The sequence below is a fragment of the uncultured Tateyamaria sp. genome, assembly GCF_947503385.1.
Classification (GTDB): Bacteria; Pseudomonadota; Alphaproteobacteria; order Rhodobacterales; family Rhodobacteraceae; genus Tateyamaria.
Window position 1 is genome coordinate 676362 of the sequence record NZ_CANNDO010000002.1, and the last position, 21023, is coordinate 697384.

Annotated in this window: 19 protein-coding genes; 3 read left to right on the forward strand and 16 right to left on the reverse strand. The window is 60.7% G+C overall.

Going from position 1 to position 21023, the window contains the following annotated elements; genetic code table 11:
• Positions 1–154: 154 nt before the first annotated feature.
• The 5 genes from Q1A85_RS09440 to Q1A85_RS09460 form a co-directional block, all read right to left on the reverse strand.
• Positions 155–520 carry a DUF6497 family protein gene (locus tag Q1A85_RS09440; protein WP_299687680.1) on the reverse strand — a complete coding sequence of 122 codons (366 nt, stop codon included), beginning with the start codon at positions 518–520 and terminating at the stop codon, positions 155–157.
• A 269-nt stretch (positions 521–789) separates the two neighbouring features.
• Positions 790–1134 carry a hypothetical protein gene (locus Q1A85_RS09445; protein WP_299687683.1) on the reverse strand — a complete coding sequence of 115 codons (345 nt, stop codon included), beginning with the start codon at positions 1132–1134 and terminating at the stop codon, positions 790–792.
• Positions 1131–1526 carry a RidA family protein gene (locus Q1A85_RS09450; RefSeq protein WP_299687686.1) on the reverse strand — a complete coding sequence of 132 codons (396 nt, stop codon included), beginning with the start codon at positions 1524–1526 and terminating at the stop codon, positions 1131–1133. Before Q1A85_RS09450 ends, Q1A85_RS09445 begins: the two co-directional genes overlap by 4 nt.
• Entirely contained in the window at positions 1523–2026 is a 504-nt protein-coding gene (locus tag Q1A85_RS09455) for a hypothetical protein (RefSeq protein ID WP_299687689.1), read from the reverse strand. Before Q1A85_RS09455 ends, Q1A85_RS09450 begins: the two co-directional genes overlap by 4 nt.
• Before the next feature lie 12 nt (positions 2027–2038).
• Positions 2039–3571 (reverse strand): acyl-CoA carboxylase subunit beta, encoded by a 1533-nt coding sequence (locus tag Q1A85_RS09460; protein ID WP_299687692.1) that lies wholly within the window; start codon positions 3569–3571, stop codon positions 2039–2041.
• A gap of 189 nt (positions 3572–3760) precedes the next feature.
• On the opposite strand from Q1A85_RS09460, the gene Q1A85_RS09465 reads away from it, so the two are divergent.
• Both Q1A85_RS09465 and Q1A85_RS09470 read left to right on the forward strand, forming a co-directional pair.
• Positions 3761–4978, forward strand: a complete 1218-nt coding sequence (locus Q1A85_RS09465) for a multidrug effflux MFS transporter (RefSeq protein ID WP_299687695.1) — start codon at positions 3761–3763, stop codon at positions 4976–4978.
• A gap of 65 nt (positions 4979–5043) precedes the next feature.
• Positions 5044–6438, forward strand: coding sequence for a helix-turn-helix transcriptional regulator (locus Q1A85_RS09470; RefSeq protein WP_299687698.1), 1395 nt, complete (start codon positions 5044–5046; stop codon positions 6436–6438).
• Here the strand turns inward: Q1A85_RS09470 and Q1A85_RS09475 are convergent.
• The 9 genes from Q1A85_RS09475 to Q1A85_RS09515 all read right to left on the reverse strand — a co-directional run bounded on the left by Q1A85_RS09475 (position 6435) and on the right by Q1A85_RS09515 (position 16066).
• Positions 6435–7085: a thermonuclease family protein gene (locus Q1A85_RS09475; RefSeq protein ID WP_299687700.1), complete on the reverse strand. Its 651-nt coding sequence runs from the start codon at positions 7083–7085 to the stop codon at positions 6435–6437. The genes Q1A85_RS09470 and Q1A85_RS09475 overlap by 4 nt on opposite strands.
• 54 nt (positions 7086–7139) lie before the next feature.
• The gene (gene betA, locus Q1A85_RS09480; RefSeq protein ID WP_299687702.1) at positions 7140–8789 is read right to left on the reverse strand and encodes a choline dehydrogenase; all 1650 of its coding nucleotides are present in this window, start codon (positions 8787–8789) and stop codon (positions 7140–7142) included.
• Between the two features lie 254 nt (positions 8790–9043).
• Entirely contained in the window at positions 9044–10495 is a 1452-nt protein-coding gene (gene betB, locus Q1A85_RS09485; protein ID WP_299687705.1) for a betaine-aldehyde dehydrogenase, read from the reverse strand.
• A gap of 54 nt (positions 10496–10549) precedes the next feature.
• A complete protein-coding gene (locus tag Q1A85_RS09490; protein ID WP_299687708.1) occupies positions 10550–11728 on the reverse strand; it encodes a BCCT family transporter in 1179 nt (392 codons plus the stop codon).
• 90 nt (positions 11729–11818) lie between these two features.
• Positions 11819–13327: a choline-sulfatase gene (gene betC / locus Q1A85_RS09495; RefSeq protein ID WP_299687711.1), complete on the reverse strand. Its 1509-nt coding sequence runs from the start codon at positions 13325–13327 to the stop codon at positions 11819–11821.
• Positions 13324–13899: a transcriptional regulator BetI gene (gene betI / locus Q1A85_RS09500; protein ID WP_299687714.1), complete on the reverse strand. Its 576-nt coding sequence runs from the start codon at positions 13897–13899 to the stop codon at positions 13324–13326. Before betI ends, betC begins: the two co-directional genes overlap by 4 nt.
• 251 nt (positions 13900–14150) lie before the next feature.
• A complete protein-coding gene (locus Q1A85_RS09505) occupies positions 14151–14321 on the reverse strand; it encodes a hypothetical protein (RefSeq protein ID WP_299687717.1) in 171 nt (56 codons plus the stop codon).
• A 208-nt stretch (positions 14322–14529) separates the two neighbouring features.
• Positions 14530–15432 (reverse strand): DMT family transporter, encoded by a 903-nt coding sequence (locus tag Q1A85_RS09510; RefSeq protein WP_299687720.1) that lies wholly within the window; start codon positions 15430–15432, stop codon positions 14530–14532.
• A gap of 37 nt (positions 15433–15469) precedes the next feature.
• Positions 15470–16066 carry a LysE/ArgO family amino acid transporter gene (locus Q1A85_RS09515; RefSeq protein ID WP_299687722.1) on the reverse strand — a complete coding sequence of 199 codons (597 nt, stop codon included), beginning with the start codon at positions 16064–16066 and terminating at the stop codon, positions 15470–15472.
• A gap of 266 nt (positions 16067–16332) precedes the next feature.
• On the opposite strand from Q1A85_RS09515, the gene Q1A85_RS09520 reads away from it, so the two are divergent.
• Entirely contained in the window at positions 16333–16569 is a 237-nt protein-coding gene (locus tag Q1A85_RS09520) for a hypothetical protein (protein WP_299687724.1), read from the forward strand.
• 65 nt (positions 16570–16634) lie between these two features.
• Here the strand turns inward: Q1A85_RS09520 and Q1A85_RS09525 are convergent, their stop codons facing one another.
• Both Q1A85_RS09525 and Q1A85_RS09530 read right to left on the reverse strand, forming a co-directional pair.
• Entirely contained in the window at positions 16635–18881 is a 2247-nt protein-coding gene (locus tag Q1A85_RS09525) for a tetratricopeptide repeat protein (protein WP_299687726.1), read from the reverse strand.
• 209 nt (positions 18882–19090) lie between these two features.
• Positions 19091–21013 (reverse strand): PhoX family phosphatase, encoded by a 1923-nt coding sequence (locus Q1A85_RS09530; RefSeq protein ID WP_299687728.1) that lies wholly within the window; start codon positions 21011–21013, stop codon positions 19091–19093.
• Between the last annotated feature and the right edge of the window lie 10 nt (positions 21014–21023).

A 21023-nucleotide genomic window follows, 5' to 3' on the forward strand; every position in this document is an offset into this window, starting at 1 on the left:
ACGTTCGGATGCAGACGCATCCGCTGCGAGGTAAGGGCGCCTTGGGGGCCCCTTCCGGCCCGTATAAGCGATTTGGTTCCAAAAGGATACGGGGCCCGGAACCCTTGCGCAGGTTGTGGCCACAAAGCCGCATATGCAAAAATCCGCCGCATTGTCAGAACGCCTGCCAGACGCAGGCGTCGTCAGCGACACGAAACGTCTCGAAAAACTGCGTGGCGTCGGGGTCTGATGTGCCAAAAGGCACGGCACGGTCCATAAGTGAGATCACGACGATATCGGCAGTCAGATCGAACTCGGTCAGGTAGGGCCGCGCGATGGCATCGCACAACACGCCAAAATCCGCCTCGGCCGCGGCATAGGTCACGCCGTCACCCGATTGTACAATGGATGGTGCCAGAAACCGAAAGCGCAGCCACGCCTCCGCCCCAACCTGATCCACAAGCACCTCGTGCAGCGTGACGTCCTGCCCGGACGGCAGATCCTGCGCAGTGGCTGTGGTGGCAGTAACGGCGAGGGTCAAAACGCAGCCCCGGACCCATTCCCAGCTAGGGGTCCGGGCTCCTCCCTCCGGGGCTGCTGTGCGTTGGGTCTTCTCCCCAGGCACTGTTCGATACGGAGCCGTACGGCCCCAGTTATCCCCAATCCAGCATTTGAACCAGCGATTGTAAAGAGATGAAGTGGACGTTGGGTCAGCCGAAACGCATCCCGCTCCGCCATGGGTTGCGCCGGCGCGGGCGCACTCTGCCGTGGCGCGTGCGCTGTCGGGCATTGGTGTGTGTGGCAGAGCGCTCATTCCATCCGCCCCCGCATCGCGTGGCGCGTCCAGCGCGCCCGGTTTTGCGGATGATCCAGCACCGCCTGAGCGGTCGCGATCTGCGGTGCGGGCACCACGCCCAACGCCCGGCCCCCGGCAGTCACGTCCCAGCCCGTCCCGTTCGGGGCCAGCCTAACCACCGGCGAAAACCCGCGCAAAGATTGCAGCGCGCGCCACAGGTCCTGCCGTATCTGATGGGCAAGCCGCAGCGCATGGCCCGGCCCGAGCGTCGTGCGCACGGCAAAATCAAACCGAGGCGGCAATTGCCGCGCCAGCGTCAAACCGCCCGCCTCACGCAGGATATGCCAGCGCTTGCTCATGGTCGCTTGGCCACACAGTCAATTTCCACCAGCGCGCCCACGGCCAGCGCGGTGACGCCGATGGTTGTCCGTGCAGGTCGTCGGTCGGCGGGAAAGAACGTCTGGTAGGTGTCGTTGAACGCCGCATAGTCCCGTTCGAATTCGGTCAGGTAACAGCGGCATTGCAGCACGTGGCTCAGGTCCAGACCAAGCCCTTGCAGCACAATTTCAAGGTTCCGCATCACCCGCACCGTCTGTGCCTCGATGCCTTCGGGCAGCGGCGCATCGGGCGCGTCCGGGTCCGTCGGCATCTGCCCGGTGAGCATGACCCAGCCATCGCTTTCCACCGCGTGGGAGAACGGCGCGACGGGGCGTGGGCCTTGGGTGAGGAGGTGGAAGTCGGGCACTGTCACAGCCCATACTTTTCGGAAACGAAGGAAAAAAGTGACACGGCCAGTGCGGAAAACGCGCAAACGTTTAGCCAATAGATCCTTCCGATTGCCCTGAATCGTTGGCGCTCAAATTCGTCGATCGTGTCGACAAAGTCGAACTCGAAGCCGAACACAGCTCTTTGAAAATACGGGAAGGTTTTCTTAATCGACAGTTTGCCCAGCGATCCAGCGTCATACGAAAGAGGAAAGACCTTTGGATGCCTGCCAAACGCATGTAGGTGCCTCAATTCCAAAACAGTTTCGTAGTGAACACGTGTCACGAAGGCGATTGTCAGCAAAGCCAACGCTGAAGATCCAAATGAAATAGACAGATACGTGTGTGCCGTGGTCCAATTGCTCGCGTCATCTGTTCGCAAAAACAAAACTGATGCGGCAATGACGGCAGTAGGAAGCGCAGCACCCATGCGGGCGGCTTTCAACGACGCATCAAAATACTTAATTCTCATTTCAACGTCAAACACGGTTGCTCTCATTCACAACGGGATATTGTCGTGCTTCTTCCAAGGCATCTTCGCCTTCTTCGTCCGCAAAGACGCAAAGGCCCGCGCGACCCGCTTGCGCGTCGAGCGGGGCTGAATCACCTCGTCGATGAACCCGCGTTCGGCGGCCACAAACGGGTTCGCGAACCGGTCCTCGTAATCCTTTGTGTGCTGCGCGATCTTGTCCGCATCACCAAGGTCCGCGCGGTGGATGATCTCGGTGGCACCCTTGGCCCCCATCACCGCAATCTCCGCCGTGGGCCAGGCATAGTTGAAATCGGCGCGCAGATGTTTGGACGCCATCACCACATAGGCCCCGCCATAGGCCTTGCGCGTGATGACTGTGACCTTTGGCACTGTCGCCTCACCGTACGCAAAGAGCAGCTTTGCCCCGTGCTTGATCACGCCACCATATTCCTGTGACGTCCCCGGTAAGAACCCCGGCACATCGATCAGCGTCAGGATCGGGATGTCAAAGCAGTCGCAGAACCGCACGAACCGTGCCGCCTTGCGGGCGCTGTCGATATCCAGAACACCGGCCAGCACCATTGGCTGGTTGGCCACCACGCCCACGGTCTGACCTTCCAGCCGGATGAAGCCAGTGATGATGTTTTTGGCGAACTCTTCCTGCAACTCGTAGAAATCACCCTCGTCCGCCATCTTGGTGATCAACTCCTTCATGTCGTACGGCATGTTGGGGTTGTCGGGCACCAGCGTATCAAGGCTTGGCTCCACCCGGTCGGGCGCGTCAAAGAACGGGCGCGTGGGTGGTTTCTGTTGGTTGTTGAGCGGCAGAAAATCGACAAGGCGGCGCACTTCGGCCAGGGCTTCGACGTCATTTTCGAACGCGGCATCGGCGACAGACGATTTCTTGGTATGGGTGCTGGCGCCCCCCAGCTCTTCTGCGGTCACCTGTTCGTTGGTCACGGTTTTGACCACGTCAGGGCCGGTGACGAACATGTAGGAGCTGTCTTTGACCATGAAGATAAAGTCGGTCATGGCCGGGCTATAGACCGCCCCGCCCGCACAGGGGCCCATAATCACGCTGATCTGCGGCACCACGCCCGAGGCGATGACATTGCGCTGGAACACCTCGCCGTAACCTGCCAGCGAATCCACACCCTCCTGAATGCGCGCGCCGCCAGAATCGTTGATGCCAATCACGGGCGCGCCGTTTTCCACGGCCATGTCCATGATCTTGCAGATTTTGGCGGCGTGGGTGGCGGACACCGATCCGCCCAGCACGGTAAAGTCCTGACTGAAGATATAGACCATACGCCCGTTGATCGTGCCCCAGCCGGTGACAACGCCGTCCCCTGCGGGCTTTTGCTGATCCATTCCGAAATCAGTACACCGATGGGTGACGAACATATCGAACTCTTCGAACGAGCCTTCATCAAGGACGAGGTCCACCCGCTCACGGGCGGTCAGCTTGCCACGGGAATGCTGCGCGTCGATGCGTTTTTGCCCTCCACCCAGACGGGCGGCGGCGCGGCGATTTTCAAGTTCGGTGAGAATGTCGGTCATGTGGCCCCTCGAAAGCTTTGCGCGCATTATACAAGGCCGGATAGGAGCGATGAAAGGCCGTTTCGGCATATTTGCAAATCATTAGCATCATTGTCCCTGCAAATTGCAAACCCGCAAATTCAACAAAGGCGCAGTGGCATGTGCAGGGCCGCACTGGACAGTCCATGGGCACGCGCCTAACTCTCTGCCATGTCTTCTGCCCCCAAGGTCAGCTTCCTTGACCGCTCCACTCCGCCGCATATCATCACGCTGATCCTGCTTGCAGGCGTCTCGGCCATGGTCATGAACATGTTTCTGCCCAGCCTGCCGAACATGACCACTTACTTCGACACTGAATATCGCCTGATGCAATTGTCGGTGGCGCTGTACCTTGCCGTATCGGCGGTGATGCAGACAATCATTGGCCCTGTCTCGGACAATCTCGGGCGGCGCAAGGTGCTGCTTTGGGGCGTCGCTTTGTTCATGCTGGCCACGTTGGGCTGCATCTTTGCGCCAAATGCCGAGGTATTCTTGGTGTTTCGCATGTGCCAGGCCGTGATTGCCGTGGCGATGGTGCTGAGCCGAGCAATTGTGCGCGACCTTTTCGATCAGGATCAGTCAGCCTCGATGATTGGATATGTTACGATGGGGATGGCCGTGGTGCCAATGATATCCCCCGGCATCGGCGGCCTGCTCGAAGAGGCGTTTGGCTGGAAGGCCAATTTTTGGCTCTTTTTCATCACCGGCGCGTTGCTGTTCTGGCTGGTTTGGGCGGATGTGGGCGAAACAGCGCAGCCGTCGGATAAGACGGTCATCGGCCAGTTTCGCGAATACCCGGAGCTTTTGCGGTCGCCCCGGTTCTGGGGTTATTCGGCTGCGGCGGCTTTCTGCTCGGGGTCCTTTTTCGCCTATCTGGGCGGCGCGCCCTTTGTCGGCACAACGATCTTTGGCATGGGCGAGGCGGAGCTGGGCTTCTACTTTGGCGCGCCCGCCGTGGGATATTTTATCGGCAACGGGCTGAGCGGTCGCTATGCCACGCGCTTTGGCGTCAATCGCATGGTGCTGTGGGGCAGCATGGCCAATTTCTTTGGCACGTCGGTCTCGCTTGCGATTTTTGCCGTCGGCGCGGGCACGCCTCTCAGCTTTTTTGCGATGATGACCTTTGTCGGGCTGGGCAACGGCCTTGTGATCCCCAACGCCACCGCTGGCGCGCTGTCTGTGCGCCCGCATCTGGCCGGTACGGCGTCCGGCCTTGCCGGTGCGATCATGATCGGTGGCGGTGCCGCGCTGTCGGCACTTGCGGGGTTTTTGCTGACACCGCAAACGGGGGCCTTTCCGCTTCTTTACATCATGGTGCTGACGGGCCTTGCAGCGCTGCTGGCCATTGGTGCGGTGTACCGGCGCGAACGGCGGCTGCGGCTGGCCTGATCGGGCTTGCGCCGCCAAGTTTGCAAACCTAGTGTCACGCCACTGCAAAACTGCAAAGGTATGCGATGGCCGCCCCCAAACTTTATGCTGGTGCCAAGCTGCGGGAAATCCGGACACGGATGTCCCTGACGCAAAAAGATTTCGCGGCAAAGCTGGGCGTGTCCCTGCCTTACCTCAACCAAATGGAGAACAACAACCGACCGGTGAGCACGTCGGTCGTGTTGAGCCTTGCGCAGGAATTTGGCCTAGACGTCACCGAACTGAGCGCCAGTGACGGCGATCGGCTGGTGTCCGACATGCGCGAAGCGCTCGCGGACCCGGTGTTTTCGGCAGACATGCCCGCGTTGGCCGATCTGCGGCTGGCGGCATCCAACGCCCCTGCCCTTGCGCACGCGTTTCTCGATCTGCACCGGGCCTACCGGCAAACGCATGAACGGCTGGCCTCTCTTGATGAGGCATTGGGCCGTGAGGATGCGCGCGCACAACCGTCCCCGTGGGAAGAAGTGCGCGACTTTTTCCATTATTGCGACAATTACATAGATGCCGTCGACCGCGCGGCTGAACACTTTGCCACCGCCGAAGGACGGCAAAATAATATCCGCGTCGGCGCTGTATCGACATTGGCCAATGCGGGCGTGCAGGTCGTGTTCAGCGACGATGACACCTTGCGCCGCCGGGACGGCGACACGTTGTACATTTCGACGCGGGCCGCGCCCGAAACCCAGACGTTCCAGTTGCTGTTGCAAGTGGCGCTGACCAGGCAGGACCCCCTTCTCGAAGCGACGCTGGACCTTGCCCGGTTCCAAAGCGATGAAGCACGTGCCATCGCCAAAATCGGGCTCGCCAATTACTTTGCCGGGGCTGCACTGATGCCTTACACCGCGTTTCAGGACGCGGCTCAGGTGACGCGGCATGACCTCGAACAGCTTGCCACGCGCTTTGGCGCGAGTATCGAACAGGTCTGTCACCGCCTGTCGACGCTGCAACGGCCCGGCGCCAAGGGCATTCCGTTCTTCTTTGTCCGCGTGGATCAGGCCGGTACGATCACCAAGCGTCACTCTGCCACGCGGTTGCAGTTTGCGCGGTTCGGCGGGGCGTGCCCGCTTTGGAATGTGCACCGTGCCTTTGAACAGCCGGGCCACTTCCTGCGCCAATTGGCGGAAACGCCGGATGGCGTGCGCTACATCAGCCTCGCCCGCGATGTGTCGAAGCCCGGCGGTCGCTTCGGCGCACCGGTGCGCCGCTATGCCATTGCCCTTGGATGCGAGGTGCGCCACGCCCCCGCGCTTGTCTATGCCGACGGTCTTGATGTGGGACGGGCGGAGGCGTTCGAACCCATCGGCATCTCGTGCCGCATCTGTGAACGCGACCGTTGCCACCAACGCTCCGTTCCGCCGCTGGAACGGCAATTGTCGGTCGATCCGGACGTACGCGGCGTGCTGCCCTATACGGTGCGCTAACGCCGTGCCGCGCGCCATCCCGCGGCGTGCGCCTCGTCCGCCGAGCAAAACCACTGCTCTCCGCGCGCTTCGACAATGCCGGTCTGCTCGTAATAGGCTTGGCCCGGCACGTGGAAAATGCGTCCATTGTCCGAAATGTTGCCTTTGATCCGGCACGCCGGATTGGGCGGGATCCGCCCCTTGGCCCGCGTCTTGCGAAACCACGCGGGCGATTGCACGCGCAGCCCGTGCAGGCCGCGGTCAGCAACAAAAGCCGCCTTTTCGTCAAGATCGTAGTCCATGCCGTAGCGTCGGTAGGCAAAAGCCCAACCTGCGCTCACGATGTCGCGCCCCATGTCGACCCCGTCCACAACACAGGCCGCCACCATGCGCCCGTACCGATCCGTGTCCCGTGCCGCGCAATGTGCTTGGCGTCCCTCGAAACGGGCACGCACCTGCGCGGTGACCCAAGCCCCGCAGTCAAAGGTGGTGCCGAACTCCGTCTCGCAGGTCTGGTCTAATTCAGGCGCGTCGATTGCATGAAGCCGCACACGTGTACCCGCCACGTCAAGCGTGTCGGCATCAATCACGATTACCGGGCCGCGCACATCTGCCTGCACAAAAACCGGTAGGCATAAAAGAACAAGTACCGAACAAATCCTTAACATCGTCCTAAATTGTCCATGCGCCAGCCCAAGTTCAAGGGCCCTGCGACACAGAGGTTAACGCTGTGCCGTCTCCCAACTGGGATGCACCCACGGAGCGTCGTTGCTGGGGGGCAACGGATCGCGGCCCAGGATATGATCAGCCATCTTTTCCCCGGTCATGATCGACGGGCCGTTGAGATTGCCATTGGTTATCCGTGGAAAAACGGAACTGTCCACCACCCGCAACCCATCCACGCCAATCACCCGACCCTGTGGGTCGACCACTGCGTCTGGGTCGTCCATGCGCCCCATCTTGCAGGTGCCGCAGGGGTGATACGCGCTTTCGGCATGTTCGCGGATGGCATCGTCAAGTGCATCGTCGCTTTGCGCCGCAGACCCTGGTTGGATTTCATGTTTGACGAAGGGCGCCATGGCCTCTTGCGCGAAGATTTCGCGCGTCAGTCGGATGCAAGTGCGAAATTCGTCCCAATCCTGCGGGTCGCTCATGTAATTGAACGCGATCTTGGGATCGTCGCCCGGATCGGCAGAACGCAGTGACACCCGCCCCCGGCTCACCGACCGCATCGGCCCCGTATGAGCCTGAAAGCCATGCCCTTCGGCAGCCGTCTGGCCGTCATAGCGCACGGCGATGGGCAGAAAGTGGAACTGGATGTCTGGGTAGCTGATACCGGCGCGACTGCGGATGAACCCGCAGCTTTCAAAATTGTTTGATGCCCCCAACCCGGTCTTGGTGAACAGCCACTGCGCCCCGATCATCGCTTTGCTAAAGATATTCCAGTGTTTATAGAGCGTTATGGGCTGTTTTGAAGCGAATTGGATGTACATCTCCAGATGATCCTGCAAATTGCCACCCACGCCGGGACGGTCGACGATCACGTCAATCCCATGTTCTGCCAGATGCGCGGCTGGACCGATACCGGACAGCATGAGGATCTTCGGCGAATTGATTGAAGACGCGGCCAAAATGACCTCGCGCCGCGCACGCACCACCTGACCACTGGCCAAGGCAACACCCACAGCGCGCCCGTCTTCCATCACCACGCGCTCGACCAAACCGCGGACCAGATCGCAGTTCGGGCGTGTCAGGGCCGGTTTCAGATAGGCATTCGCGGCGGACCACCGCCGCCCCTTCCAGACGGTTTGTTCAAAGGGGCCAAAACCCTCCTGCTGCTGGCCATTGTAATCCTGTGTGACCGGATAGCCCGCCTGCCGCCCCGCTTCGACAAAGGCATGAAACAGCGGGTTGGTACGCGGCCCGCGCGTCACGTGCAGCGGCCCGTCGGTGCCACGCCACGCCGGATCACCGCCATGCCCGCAATCATGCCAGTTTTCCATGCGCTTGAAGTATGGCAGCACATCCGCGTAAGCCCAGCCCTGCACGCCGCTGTCGGCCCAGTGGTCAAAGTCATGCGCGTGCCCGCGCACATACACCATCCCGTTGATCGAAGACGACCCGCCCACAACCTTGCCCCGCGGACAGACCAACCGCCGCCCACCCAGATGCGGCTCCGGCTCCGAGACATAGCCCCAATCGTAGCGCTTCATATTCATCGGATAGGACAGGGCCGCTGGCATCTGAATAATCGGTCCAGCATCGGTCCCGCCATGCTCGATGACCAGCACCGACTGCCCGGCTTCGGCCAAACGGTAGGCCACGGCGCAACCTGCCGACCCGGCGCCCACAATCACATAATCCGCTTCCATCTCACTCACCCCAGGTGATTCCGCGAAGGGTCAAGGATGCCCAGCACCGCGCGCGCGGTATGTCCTTGAGGCTTCAGGGAAATCGCTTCGCATTTTTGATGAGGTGACTTGAGGATCATACCGATCCCGCAAGCCCCTCTCAGCACATTTCCAAACCGTCTCCGAACGGAACAACGCACACCGTCCTCACCCGCCCTTTTTCAGAGCGCGGGGTGGGCGGGTGGGCGCGCTCTGAAAAAGGGCGGCGCACCATCTCAGAACGGAGCCTCCAGATCGCCCATGCGCACGAAAACCGATTTCAGTTGGCTGTAGTGTTCAATCGCTGCCTTGGAATTTTCGCGCCCTACACCTGACCGCTTTGATCCGCCAAAGGGCGCTTCCACCGGCGCATCATTGTACGTGTTGATGTAGCAGGTGCCCGCTTCAAACCCTGCCGCCACCCGGTGCGCGCGAGTCAGGTCGCGCGTGAACACGCCTGCTGCAAGCCCAAACTCGGTGTCATTGGCCCGCGCCATGACGTCGTCCTCGTCTTCGAAGTCCAGCACGGCCATCACTGGGCCAAAAATCTCTTCGCGAGCGATGACCATATCGTCCGTGACGTCGGCAAAAACCGTGGGTTCAAGATAAAAACCGTCTCGGTCCAGCCGCTTGCCGCCATAGACCAGCCGCGCCCCTTCGGCCTGCCCCTTGGCGATATAGCCCTGAACGATCTTCATCTGCCGCTCAGAGACCATGGGTCCAAAGGACGTCTCAGGGTCTTGCGGATCGCCCATCACAGCACCCGCCAGACGTTCTGCCAGTCGCGTCAGGAACGCTTCCTTGATCCCCTTGTGCACAAAAACGCGCGTGCCGTTGGAACAGACCTGCCCCGAGGAATAGAAATTCCCAAGGATCGCGCCAGACACGGCGTTTTCCACGTCCGCATCGTCAAAGATGATCAGCGGTGACTTGCCGCCCAACTCCATCGTCACGTGCTTGATCCCTGCCGCGGCGGCGGCATAAACCTTGGCCCCCGTGGGCACGGACCCGGTCAGCGACACTTTGTCGACGCGGGCATCACCCACCAGCGCGGCCCCGACCTCGCCCATGCCTTGGACCACGTTGTAGACGCCCGCAGGCGCGCCCGCTTCATGCAGGATCTCGGCCACCTTGAGCGCGCAGAGCGGCGTGGTTTCGGATGGTTTGAACACCATCGTGTTGCCACACGCCAGCGCAGGCGCGCCCTTCCAGCAGGCGATTTGCGTTGGATAATTCCAGGCACCGATGCCGACACAGACACCCAAAGGCTCGCGGCGGGTATAGACCCAGTCCTCACCCAACTGAATGTGCTCGCCCGTCAGCGTGGCAGCCATGCCGCCGAAATACTCCAGCGCGTCGGCACCGCTGGTGGCGTCCACCACGGACGTTTCCTGATACGGTTTGCCGGTGTCATAGGTCTCCAACACCGACAGTTCGTGATTGCGCGCGCGCATGATGTCCGCCGCACGGCGCAGGATGCGCCCCCGTTCCGTCCCGGTCATCGCTGCCCATTCGGCCTGTGCGGCGTGGGCAGAGGCCAGCGCAGCATCGACGATGGCGGGTGTCGCGGCGTGCACCTGCGCGATCTGTTCACCGGTCGCGGCATAAATCACGTCGATGGGCGTGCCATCGCGGTCATCGACATAGCGGCCATTGATGAAATGGCTGGCGGTTGGTTGGATCTGCATGTCTGTTCCTTAATAATCGTGCCGGTGGCGACGAACGCCGCCACCGGCATTGGGTCACTCGGCGGGGGCCGCACCCATTGTGCCACCACCCAGACGGTCCCGGTGCATCAGCACCCAGACAAGGCAGGCGATGTAGATACCGATAACGGCGGTCCCGACCCACTGGATTTGCAGCCACTGGCTCTGAAACAGCAGGGTCAGCACAAACAGCAACGCCGCATTGCCCAGCACGTATTGCACCTTGCCATAGCGGTCAGCCGTCAGGCTAAGGTTGTCGGTGTAAAGCCGGATCAGCGAGTCAAACGAGTTGATCACGAACAGGATGCCCACAACAGTCATCGACCAGTTCACCAGCCCCGTCATGTCGATGGCGTTCAGGTGATACCAATAGGCCACCGTGAACCACACGCCCAGCGGGATCGACGGAAAGATCAGGAGCGACGCCAGCAGTTGCCACGTGGTCAGACCGCCGACAAAGCGCGATGTGAATTGCCCGATCATGATCGACCATGCGAACCACCAGAACAGGTAAAACTCGTGGTAATCCGTCAGCGGAATGATGAACTTGTGAATATTGGCAAAGTAGCCGCCGATGTTACTGCCCGTACTCAGGAATTCGCCAAAGCTCATGCCCGCATTGATCCACATGCCCGCGATCAGGGCAAAGAACACAAAGGTCGAGGCGACCGACAGAATCTTCACATATTTGATGTCGGTCGACGAATAGGACGCCGCGAGGATCACGAGGAAACAGATCACGTAGAAGGCCGGGATGACCGTCTCGCCGTCCCCCACTTCGGGGATGTAGTAAGGCATGTAGATCAGGAACAGCGCGCCGGTAAACGCACAGGTGGTGATGATCACCAGGTTGTTGATCAGCTTGACCAGACCATTCTGAAAGAACTTCACATGCGGCTCGATTGCGCAAAAGTAGAAGGCCGTCAGGAAGTAGAACGCCCAGATCAGGAACCCCCAGAAGCCGAACTCCAGCGCCAGCGGGTTGGTGAACGCATAGGCCGGTTCGGTTGCTGTGTCGGCATAAAGCGGGAAGTCAAAGGCGATCGGGAACATAATCAAACCGACATCGAGGCCGGATGTGAACAGGATCGCGATGAACACGAACAGGCTGACCGGTTGCGGCCCCGTAAGGCGCACGTTCCAGTATTTGATCGTAACAAAGACCACCAGCGCAAAGGCCAGCAGCACCCCGAAGGATATGATTGTGGTGAGCATGTGAAAGGTCCCTCCATGTTGACCCGTTGGCTTTGGCACCCGATTTTCTGATCCATCACTCCGTTGGCGCCCAGCGGGTGATGTATTGGTTTATTCTCCGCGCGGAAACCTCTGATTTTCCTCAACAACGTTGAGGTCCATATGATTTCGCATATAGCGTTCTGATGCGCGTTGCAGCGGCTGGTAATCCCACGGGTAATATCCCCCCTCGCGCAGCGCCTCGTAGACCACCCAGCGGCGCGCCTGACTGGCGCGCACATCCGCATCATAACGGTCGAGATCCCAGCGCGCTTCGGATTTGGCGCGCAACTGTGCGAGCGTGCCCTGATGCTCGGGCGTGTCAGCAAGGTTGGTCAGTTCATGCGGATCGGCGTCCAGATCGAACAGCTGATCGGGGTCCAGTGCGCACCGGTTGTATTTCCACTTTCCATAACGCAGCGACACCATCGGCGCATATGACGCTTCGGCGGCGTATTCCATTGCAACAGGTTCCGTGCGCGCCACGCCCTGACCCTGCGGCACAAGGCTTTGGCCGGCGGTCCATGGCGCGACCTCGGACATGTCGACGCCCGACAAATCACAGAGCGTTGGGCACACGTCGATGGTGCTAACCGGGTCAGTGACCAGACCCGGTGCCATTGACGGCGCGCAGATCATCAACGGCACACGGGCTGATCCTTCGTAGAAGGACATTTTGAACCACAGCCCTCGCTCGCCCAACATGTCCCCGTGGTCGGAGACAAACAGAATGATTGCCTCTTGCCGCGTCCCTTCCAATGCGCCCAAAAGGTCTCCGATCTTGTCATCCAGATAGGAGATATTGGCGAAGTAGGCGCGCCGCGAACGGCGAATATCCGCGTCCGTGATGTTGAAGTTATCGCGGTCGTTTGCGTCCAGAATACGCTGAGAATGCGGGTCCTGATCCTCGTAAGGGATCGGGCCGACCTCGGGCATCAGGTGCGCGCAATCCTCATAGAGGTCCCAGTATTTGCGGCGCGCCACATATGGGTCGTGCGGGTGGGTAAAGCTGACCGTCAGACACCATGGCCGCGCGTCATGGCCACGCCCCAGATCGTAGATCTTGCGGGTGGCGTGATAGGCAACCTCGTCGTCATATTCCATCTGGTTGGAAATCTCGGCCACGCCTGACCCGGTGACGGAACCCATGTTGTGATACCACCAGTCGATCCGCTCGCCCGGTTTGCGGTAATCCGGGGTCCAGCCGAAATCGGCCGGATAGATATCTGTGGTCAGCCGTTCCTCAAAGCCGTGCAACTGTTCGGGCCCGACGAAATGCATCTTGCCGGACAGGCAGGTCTGATACCCCGCACGGCGCAAATGATGAGCGTAGGTGGGGATGGATGACGGGAATTCAGCCGCATTGTCAAAGACACCTGTGACGCTTGGCAATTGCCCGGACATGTAGGACGCCCGCCCCGGTGCGCAAAGCGGCGAGGCGGTGTAGCTGTTGGCAAATCGGGTTGAGCGCGCGGCCAGCGCCTTGAGGTTCGGCGCGTGCAACCAATCGGCAGGACCGTCGGGAAACAATGTGCCGTTCAATTGGTCGACCATGAAAATCAGTATGTTCGGTTGGCTCATGCCGCGTCTCCGATCAGTTGGTCCAGCGCGCGGTGCGCCACGGCCTTGGCCCCGGGTGCCGATGTTCCGTCACCGAGAGCCGCACGCAGATACAGGCCGTCGATCAGCGCGCCCAGCGTCTCTGCATCTGCACTGGCATCACGGCTGAGCGGGCGCAGCGCGTGGCGCAGATTGGCATAGAGCCGTCGCTGGTAGAGGCGCAGCAGCCGGTTCGTTTCGGGTTGCGTCGCCGCCTGAGCATAGAGCGTCATCCACGCACAGACGGTCGCGGGGTCGAAACAGGACGGCGCAAAGCTCGCCTCGATCAACGCTTCGGCCCGGGCGCGCGGCGTCTCGGCCGCCCGCAAACCCGCCACGACCTCGGCCCCAAAGCCGCGCAGGATATGCAGCATCGCCGCACGAAAGATCTGATCCTTGCCGCCAAAATAGTGATGCGCCAAGGCCGACGACATGCCCGCCCGCCGCGCGATCTGACTGACGGTCACATCCAGCGTGCCCGCCGCCCCGATCTCGGCGATTGTGGCGCGCACCAGCGCGTCGCGGCGAATGGGCTCCATTCCGACTTTGGGCATTGCGGCTCCTTTGGCGCGGAACTTGCCCGTTTATTGATTGACTCGTCAATCAATAAAAACTGCGGTCACGCCAGGACCGCCGCCGTGTCGCGCGACAGGCAGAGGCGCGACGCCCATTCCTACATGTCGTCCAGTTCGGCAAGTCCCGGAAAACCTATATGTGAGAATAGGTTATCCAAATCTTGATCGACTGTTCATTGAAGTAATGGCAATGCGCGGCCCGCAGTTGATCTGCCGAACCTGTCCTACATCTAGTCGATCAAAATCTGGGCCATGCTGTTGCCGGGGTGGATGTAACCATCGAAATACGGTTCCCGATACGTCGACGCGCGCGTCAGACACTGAAATCTGCCGGTGCATTTCGGACGCACCCACCAGTCCTTGGCATAAGCGTGGTATCCTTCATCGGCGTCACAGGTCACGCGCAGGGTTCGCGTCTTTACCGCTTCAATTTCAACAACCTGCCGCGCGCATTTGGTGATGGTTCGCACTACCGGATGGCGGTTCGGTGTCGGCGCATGTGTCGCAATCTGAAGATTGATGTTCTTTAGAGCCACAATCGTGCGGTCCCGCGTGAACCTTCAGCCGGGCTCCCGGGCTGCGCTGGTGCCTGTCAAAGCCGCCGCGCCCTCACAGCTTGGTCGCCGGGCTTGGTGGCGTGATGGTGCGCCGCTTCAGGATCGCCTCGCGCCAAGTGATGTAGGTCACCGCCCCAAGGATCAGCACGCCCCCAAAGATCACCCACCCGTCTACCGGTTCGGCAAAAACGAGCGCGCCCAATAGAACGGCCCAGACCAATTGCAGGAATGTCACGGGCTGGGTGACGGTGACCGGCGCTGCGGCAAAGGCCATGGTCATCGTGTAGTGCCCTGCGGTGGCAAAGCACGCCACCACAAAAAGCAGCCCAAGATCGCCCCATGTGGGCGTCACCCAGTCCGCCAGCGCAAAAGGCGCAAGACCAATGGTGACAAAGATCGACAACATCGCGACGACAACGGCGGGCTTGGCCTCGTCCGCCATGATCTTGGCCAACAGATACGATCCGGCAAAGACAATCGCGCAAAAGATCATCGCGATATGGCCCGGCGCGACCTCGCGAAATCCCGGGCGCAGGATCACCGCCACACCGATCAGCGCCACAACCACCGCCGCAATCCGACGCGCCGCCAGCCGTTCGCCCAGAAACAGCGCCGCTCCGATGCTGACATAGACGGGGGCGAGGTAGTTCATTGCCGTCACCTCGGCGATGGGGATGCGGGTCATGGCATAGAACCACAGCATCACACCCACCGCATGAAATGCCCCGCGCCAGCCAAACAGCCACCATTGCCGCCGGGTGATCGTCGCGGCCCGCAAGCTCGGCAGCATTGGCAACAGAAACACAAGGCCCAATACGTAGCGCAAAAAGGCCGCCTCTGCCGGTGGCACGCGCGGCCCCATGTATTTGACCAACGCCGTCACCGCGACAAAAAACAGCCCGGTCACCAGCATCCAGAAGATGCCCATCACAGGGTTTTGTGCGGCAGGGGTCATGGCCGCATCAAGCGGCAAAGCGGCAGGCGGCGCAACACTAGAGATACAGTAATTTCAGCGCGATGCCCCACATGGTCAGGGCGATGATCCCGTCCAGCACCTGCCATGCCCGCGGATTGGCAAACAGCGGCGCAAGCACCCGCGCGCCGTATCCCAGCGACACAAAGAACACGAAACTGGCCAGCGTCGCGCCCGCACCAAAAGCGAACCTGTCGGGATACTGCGCCGAGATCGACCCGATCAGAACAACGGTGTCCAGATAGACATGCGGATTCAGCCATGTCAGCGCGAGCACGGTCAGGATGGCGGCGCGCAGGCTTTGGGTGTCGTCGCCGCCTGCGTCCAGCGCGGTGCCACCGCGCCACGCCGACCGCGCATTGGTCCAACCATACCACATCAAGAACGCCGCCCCACCATAGCGCATCAACGGCTCGAACCACGGCACCGCCTCTGCCAGCGCGCCAAAACCCGCCACACCGGCAATGATCAGTACGGCGTCACAGGCCGCACAGGTCAGCACCACCGGCAGCACGTGGCTGCGGCGCAGCCCCTGCCGCAGGACAAACGCATTCTGAGCGCCGATGGCGAGGATCAGCGACAAAGACAGAAGGAAACCGGGAACGAATGAGGCCATAACCGTGCTCGCAATGCGTCCCGCCTGAGTATCGGCGGCAATCCGCCCGGACAAGCGGATTTCAGCTATTCGTTTTTTGCACAGCTGCATTGCGCAGATGAACGGCGACATGTGCGCAGCGCATACCTATATGCTGTCCACCCGCACGACACGTACTGCCAGCAAATGTCAGCTGCTCAGGGTATCACGTTGATCTGATCATTGATGATTGGCGTATGACCTTAGGACACACATATGCTGGTCAACGATAACAAGGATGAAATCCGATGCTCGACGACACATACGCAGTAGATCTGACCAAGCAGGATCTTGAGTTGATCGAAGCCGCCCTGCAAACGCAGGAAAAAATTCTGTCGGTCCAGAGCCGCGCCGGAGGCAGTGCCGCGCGCGCCCGTCTGAACGACCTCAAAGGCCTGATGCGCCGCCTGCGGCGTCAGACGCCAGCACCCGCAGGTGCCGAAACACCCAGCTGGAGCCAGACGGCCCGCTCGCTGTTTTTCTGAACGACCCGCACTCACGCGACAATCGCGCCGCCCTCGGGGATGAGGGCGGCGTTTTTCGTCTTGGGTCAGTCATCCGATGGTTCAATCTTTGCATAGTTTGCGCTGATCCGGTCCAGTCGGGCCAGATCGCGATTATGGTTGTCCGCCAGCGCCTTGGCTCTTTGCTTGCCTGTGCTCGCGCCACTTGACCCAAGCAGCAAGTGGTTCAAAATCAGCCAATCGCAGGTGATATGAAAGCCGGGATTGTCGAGGTTCTCTTCGTAGATGACGGTATCGAGCGCGTAGGACCGTTCAAGATACGCCACTGCCGCGTCGGGCTGACCGTTCTTGATGAGGGCAATGCCATAATCCCTGCTGAACAACGACAGGTCCGATGCGTCAGGGTCCTGCACCCGCTCCATAATCTCATAGGCTTTTTTGTAGGCTTCGCGCATGTCCGCATTTCGGTCCTGCCGCCCGCGCAGAGTGCCGAGGCGGTGCCAGTAATTTGCGATCTCCTCGCTGTTCTCACCAAACAGTTCGCGCCTGATCTCACCGGCTTTTTCCAACGCAGCCTCAGCGACAGCTTCCGCGCCTTCGGCATGTGCGTCATCCGCTGCCATACATGTCAAATACACGCTGTGCTGATGCAGGTAGCGGAAAGCAAGGTCAGAGCGCGTCGCGCCGGTGCGATATTTTTCATCCAGACTGACAGCCTCTTCGATAAGGCGCTTGGCCTCATCAAGCGCGCCATCACGCGCCAAAAACACCGCCAGATTGCCCATGGCGACGGGCAAATCGCGATGCGACTCGCCCAACCGAACCTTCATCATGTCGTAAGACGCGCGCTTTAATTCGATCGCATGGGCCAAGCTACGTTCTTTGGACAGCAGGATGCCAGCCTGATTGGCCGCAAAGTCCATATTGGGCCATCCGGGCTTGTCCCAACTGCCGTACCAAAGCGGAGACGCGTTTTTCCAGAGCGCCCGAATGTGCGGCAGGATTTTTCTGAATGCGCTCCACGTCTCACTCCGGTTGGGATCGGACGGCGCCTGTGCAGACAGAAAATCCGCAACAGCACTGGCCGTTTCAAAGTCCCGGCCTTGGTTGATTTGCCTTTGGCGCAACACCGCTTGGGTCAGTCGGTGAATGTCGTAAGGGCCTGAGCCCGTCAAAACCGACCAACGCCGCAGTCCCCGGAATGCCTTGCGCAGCCGCTCCGTGTCCAACAGCAGCTCATTTGCGCGCGACGCTACGCTGTTTTCCGTTTTCGGTCGCAAGGACGTGGAACGTTGGCCTGCGACGAACATCTCCAGCGTGATTTCGTCAGGAGCGAGCCAGGCACACATGTCCGCCAGCAGCTGAGAATCCGGTTCCAGCCTGCCATAGGTCAGCATCACCGCACCGGCCACGCTGTCTGGATAATCACCTGCTTCGGGCCGCAACGTCAGGACCGCATCCACCTCGTCCCGCAGCTGCGTCAGGCTCCACTTCTCTTCCCGAAGCAATGCCCCGCCCAAGACAAGAGCGAGCGGCAGGCCGCCCAACGCCTTTGCGACGTCGCGCGCCACGGTCCGGTCCTCGGGCGATACATCGCGCACCTGCCCTTCCTGAAGCAAAAGCTGCACCGCGCCACCGTCGCTCGTCTCAAAATCCAAAACCTCAACGTCGATGCGGCCAAACGCATCCAGCCCCAAAGACAGCCGTGTTGTGATGATCACGTCAACATTCGGAGCGCTGCAAATCAGCCCTTTGACCTCTTCGAAATCATCGAGATTGTCATAAACCAGCAACCACTTGCCTCCGCTCGCGGCAAGCCTGTCCAGAACCGTCTTTCCATCTGCATCCGTCAGCGGTTTGCTCAGTTTCAAATCGAATGCGGCATTGCCAAGCGCGGCAAGATCATCGAGCAGCGACAGGCGGGATTGCGCGGCCAGCCACTTGCCGCCGTCATAAAGATCACGGAACCGGTCAGCGTATTCGCGCGCCAATGCGGTTTTGCCCCGCCCCCCTTCGGCCTTGAGCGCCACACCTTGCTGTCCGGTGATCTGAACGCCGTGCCTGCTTTCGAGAATTGACCGGATGCGCTCAAGCTCCGGTTCGCGTGCAACAAGCGTCCGTTCCTTGGGCGGCGGCACAATCTTGGGATACGCAGGTTGAGCCGCAGACGCTTCTGTCGCGACGACCTGCACCTTGGCGACCTTCTCCGGTTCAGGTCGAAACCCGCGCAACATCCAGTTCAGCGCGCGCCATCCCCGCGCGCCGTCAACGCCAATCAATGCGAGAACGGCCACCAAAAGAGACCATTCACCCGATCCCCACGCTTCGAACATTCACAGACCCCACTGCACGGCTCATTGCGAACAAAGCACAAGAGAACGGATTTTCACACCCATCACGAGAATATCCGGGGACAAGAAAACTGCCCTCGGACCACGCGACCGCGGGCCAGCAACAGGCACGCTTTCAAAGTCTGAAACCAAAAAAGTGCTGCCCTTCACGACAAAGGGCAGCACAGTGTCGAAACGACGCGTTCCCAGCGTCAGCCCAGCAGCGCGTTGTCGTCGCGCTTGACCACAACGATGGACGACCGCGGCAACGCGCCCTCGCCATCCGGGAACGGCGCGCTGGGGTGCTGGATGCCCACAAACATCGTGCGGCGGTCGGCTGACCACGTGAGGCCCGTCACCTCAGACCCGTTAGGCCCGGTCAGAAAGCGGCGGATTTCGCCCGTCACCGGATCGCCTGCCAGCATCTGGTTGTTGCCCATGCCGGCAAAGTCACCTTCGTTGTCGTCATCGCCATCTGTCTGGATCCAGATCAGCCCGGTCGAATCGATCTGCATCCCATCGGGCGAGTTGAACAGGTTGCCCGCGTTGATGTTGGCCGATCCGGCATAGGGGCCGTCGGTATGCACGGTGGGATTGCCCGCCATAACATACAGGTCCCAGTCAAAGGTGGACGCCGCATGGTCGTCATTGTGCGGACGCCAGCGCACAATCTGGCCGTAGCGGTTGATCTCGCGCGGGTTGGGCGCGTTGGGCACCATCGGCTCGCCGGCGGCATTGGTGCGCACGTTGCCGTCGTCGTCCAGCGCCCCACGGCGCGAGTTGTTGGTCAGGCAGCAATAGGCCTCGACCGCCGTGGGGTTCACCGCGATCCATTCGGGCCGGTCCATGGTCGTGGCGCTGACGGCCGTACCGGCCATGCGGGTGAAAACAGCAATCTCCGCTTCGGTCATTCCGGTGTCTTCGGGTGTCAGAGCCAGCCAGATACCGGTGCCGTCATCGTTGAACTTGGCCACATGCAACTGGCCCTCGCTCAGAAGGGTCGAAGTGTCGCCGCCGGGCACATAGACGCCCGCAGACACCCACTTGTACATGTATTCGCCGCGCTCATCGTCGCCCATATAAACGACCACACGGCCATCCGGGGCCAGCGCATAGGCTGCGTTCTCGTGCTTGAACCGGCCAAGTGCGGTGTGCTTGACCGGCGTACTGTCGGGGTTCCACGGGTCAATCTCAACGATATAGCCCGCGCGGTGCGGCTCATTCGGGTTCTTTGAGATGTCAAAGCGCGGGTCAAACCCGTGGTAATTGTAGCGCCCGCCATCAACCTTGGTGGACACACCGTAGCGCTTGAACCCTGCGGCGTGGACATCGCTCAGCGATAGCTCCTCGGTGGTGCCGAAATAGCCGTTGAAATTCTCTTCGCAGGTCAGGTAGGTGCCCCATGGCGTGCGGCCCGAGCCGCAATTGTTGAACGTACCAAGCGACGCCGTGCCAGTTGGATCCGCGTCGGTTTTCAGCAGGTCGTGCCCTGCCGCCGGGCCGTCAATGACCATGGGCGTGCGGTGGTGAATGCGCCGGTTGTAGGGGCTGTCGACAACGACTTTCCAACCATCCGCATCCTCGGTCACTTCCATGACGCTCACGCCCTGAAAATTTTGCAGCCGTTCCACATCACTGGCCGAGGCGGGTCGGCCCTCCTGTCCTGCGGGCAGGTTGATCTTGGGGTTTACGTATTCGCTGTTCACCACCAGCAGCTCGGTATTGCTTTGGTGGAACAGCTCCATCCCGTCGGTGTTTTCGCCAAACACCCGGTCCGAACCTGCGGTCGGGATGCCATTCGACGCATCGAACGCGGGCGCGTCGGAAAACAGCGGGTCCCCCCAGCGCACCAGCGTATCCCAGCGGTATCCCGCAGGCACATGTACCGTACCGTCGGTCTGGGGGGCCAGTTGATCAAAGGCAAAACGCGACGTTCCAGCCATCGCGGTTCCACTCTTGAGCAGGCCCGTTCCCATCACAGCCGCGCCGGAGCCAAAGGCCAGAACGCCCCCCAAAAACCCGCGCCGCGACACTGCGGCTTCGACCACGCGGTCGAAATCCTGCACGGTCTGGCGGGGGAAATTCTTTTCGTCCCAATCGTCGAAAGACAAATCTTGCGGGTCAATCTGCGTCATGTGTCAGCTT

Excerpts from the sequence above, each read along its gene's own strand:
- Q1A85_RS09530 (WP_299687728.1), bottom strand. The coding sequence starts at position 21,013 with ATGACGCAGATTGACCCGCAAGATTTGTCTTTCGACGATTGGGACGAA.
- betB (WP_299687705.1), bottom strand. The coding sequence starts at position 10,495 with ATGCAGATCCAACCAACCGCCAGCCATTTCATCAATGGCCGCTATGTC.
- Q1A85_RS09520 (WP_299687724.1), top strand. The coding sequence starts at position 16,333 with ATGCTCGACGACACATACGCAGTAGATCTGACCAAGCAGGATCTTGAG.
- Q1A85_RS09465 (WP_299687695.1), top strand. The coding sequence starts at position 3,761 with ATGTCTTCTGCCCCCAAGGTCAGCTTCCTTGACCGCTCCACTCCGCCG.
- Q1A85_RS09510 (WP_299687720.1), bottom strand. The coding sequence starts at position 15,432 with ATGACCCCTGCCGCACAAAACCCTGTGATGGGCATCTTCTGGATGCTG.
- Q1A85_RS09470 (WP_299687698.1), top strand. The coding sequence starts at position 5,044 with ATGGCCGCCCCCAAACTTTATGCTGGTGCCAAGCTGCGGGAAATCCGG.
- Q1A85_RS09525 (WP_299687726.1), bottom strand. The coding sequence starts at position 18,881 with ATGTTCGAAGCGTGGGGATCGGGTGAATGGTCTCTTTTGGTGGCCGTT.
- Q1A85_RS09515 (WP_299687722.1), bottom strand. The coding sequence starts at position 16,066 with ATGGCCTCATTCGTTCCCGGTTTCCTTCTGTCTTTGTCGCTGATCCTC.
- betI (WP_299687714.1), bottom strand. The coding sequence starts at position 13,899 with ATGCCCAAAGTCGGAATGGAGCCCATTCGCCGCGACGCGCTGGTGCGC.
- Q1A85_RS09490 (WP_299687708.1), bottom strand. The coding sequence starts at position 11,728 with ATGCTCACCACAATCATATCCTTCGGGGTGCTGCTGGCCTTTGCGCTG.
- Q1A85_RS09475 (WP_299687700.1), bottom strand. The coding sequence starts at position 7,085 with ATGTTAAGGATTTGTTCGGTACTTGTTCTTTTATGCCTACCGGTTTTT.
- Q1A85_RS09460 (WP_299687692.1), bottom strand. The coding sequence starts at position 3,571 with ATGACCGACATTCTCACCGAACTTGAAAATCGCCGCGCCGCCGCCCGT.
- betC (WP_299687711.1), bottom strand. The coding sequence starts at position 13,327 with ATGAGCCAACCGAACATACTGATTTTCATGGTCGACCAATTGAACGGC.
- betA (WP_299687702.1), bottom strand. The coding sequence starts at position 8,789 with ATGGAAGCGGATTATGTGATTGTGGGCGCCGGGTCGGCAGGTTGCGCC.
- Q1A85_RS09445 (WP_299687683.1), bottom strand. The coding sequence starts at position 1,134 with ATGAGCAAGCGCTGGCATATCCTGCGTGAGGCGGGCGGTTTGACGCTG.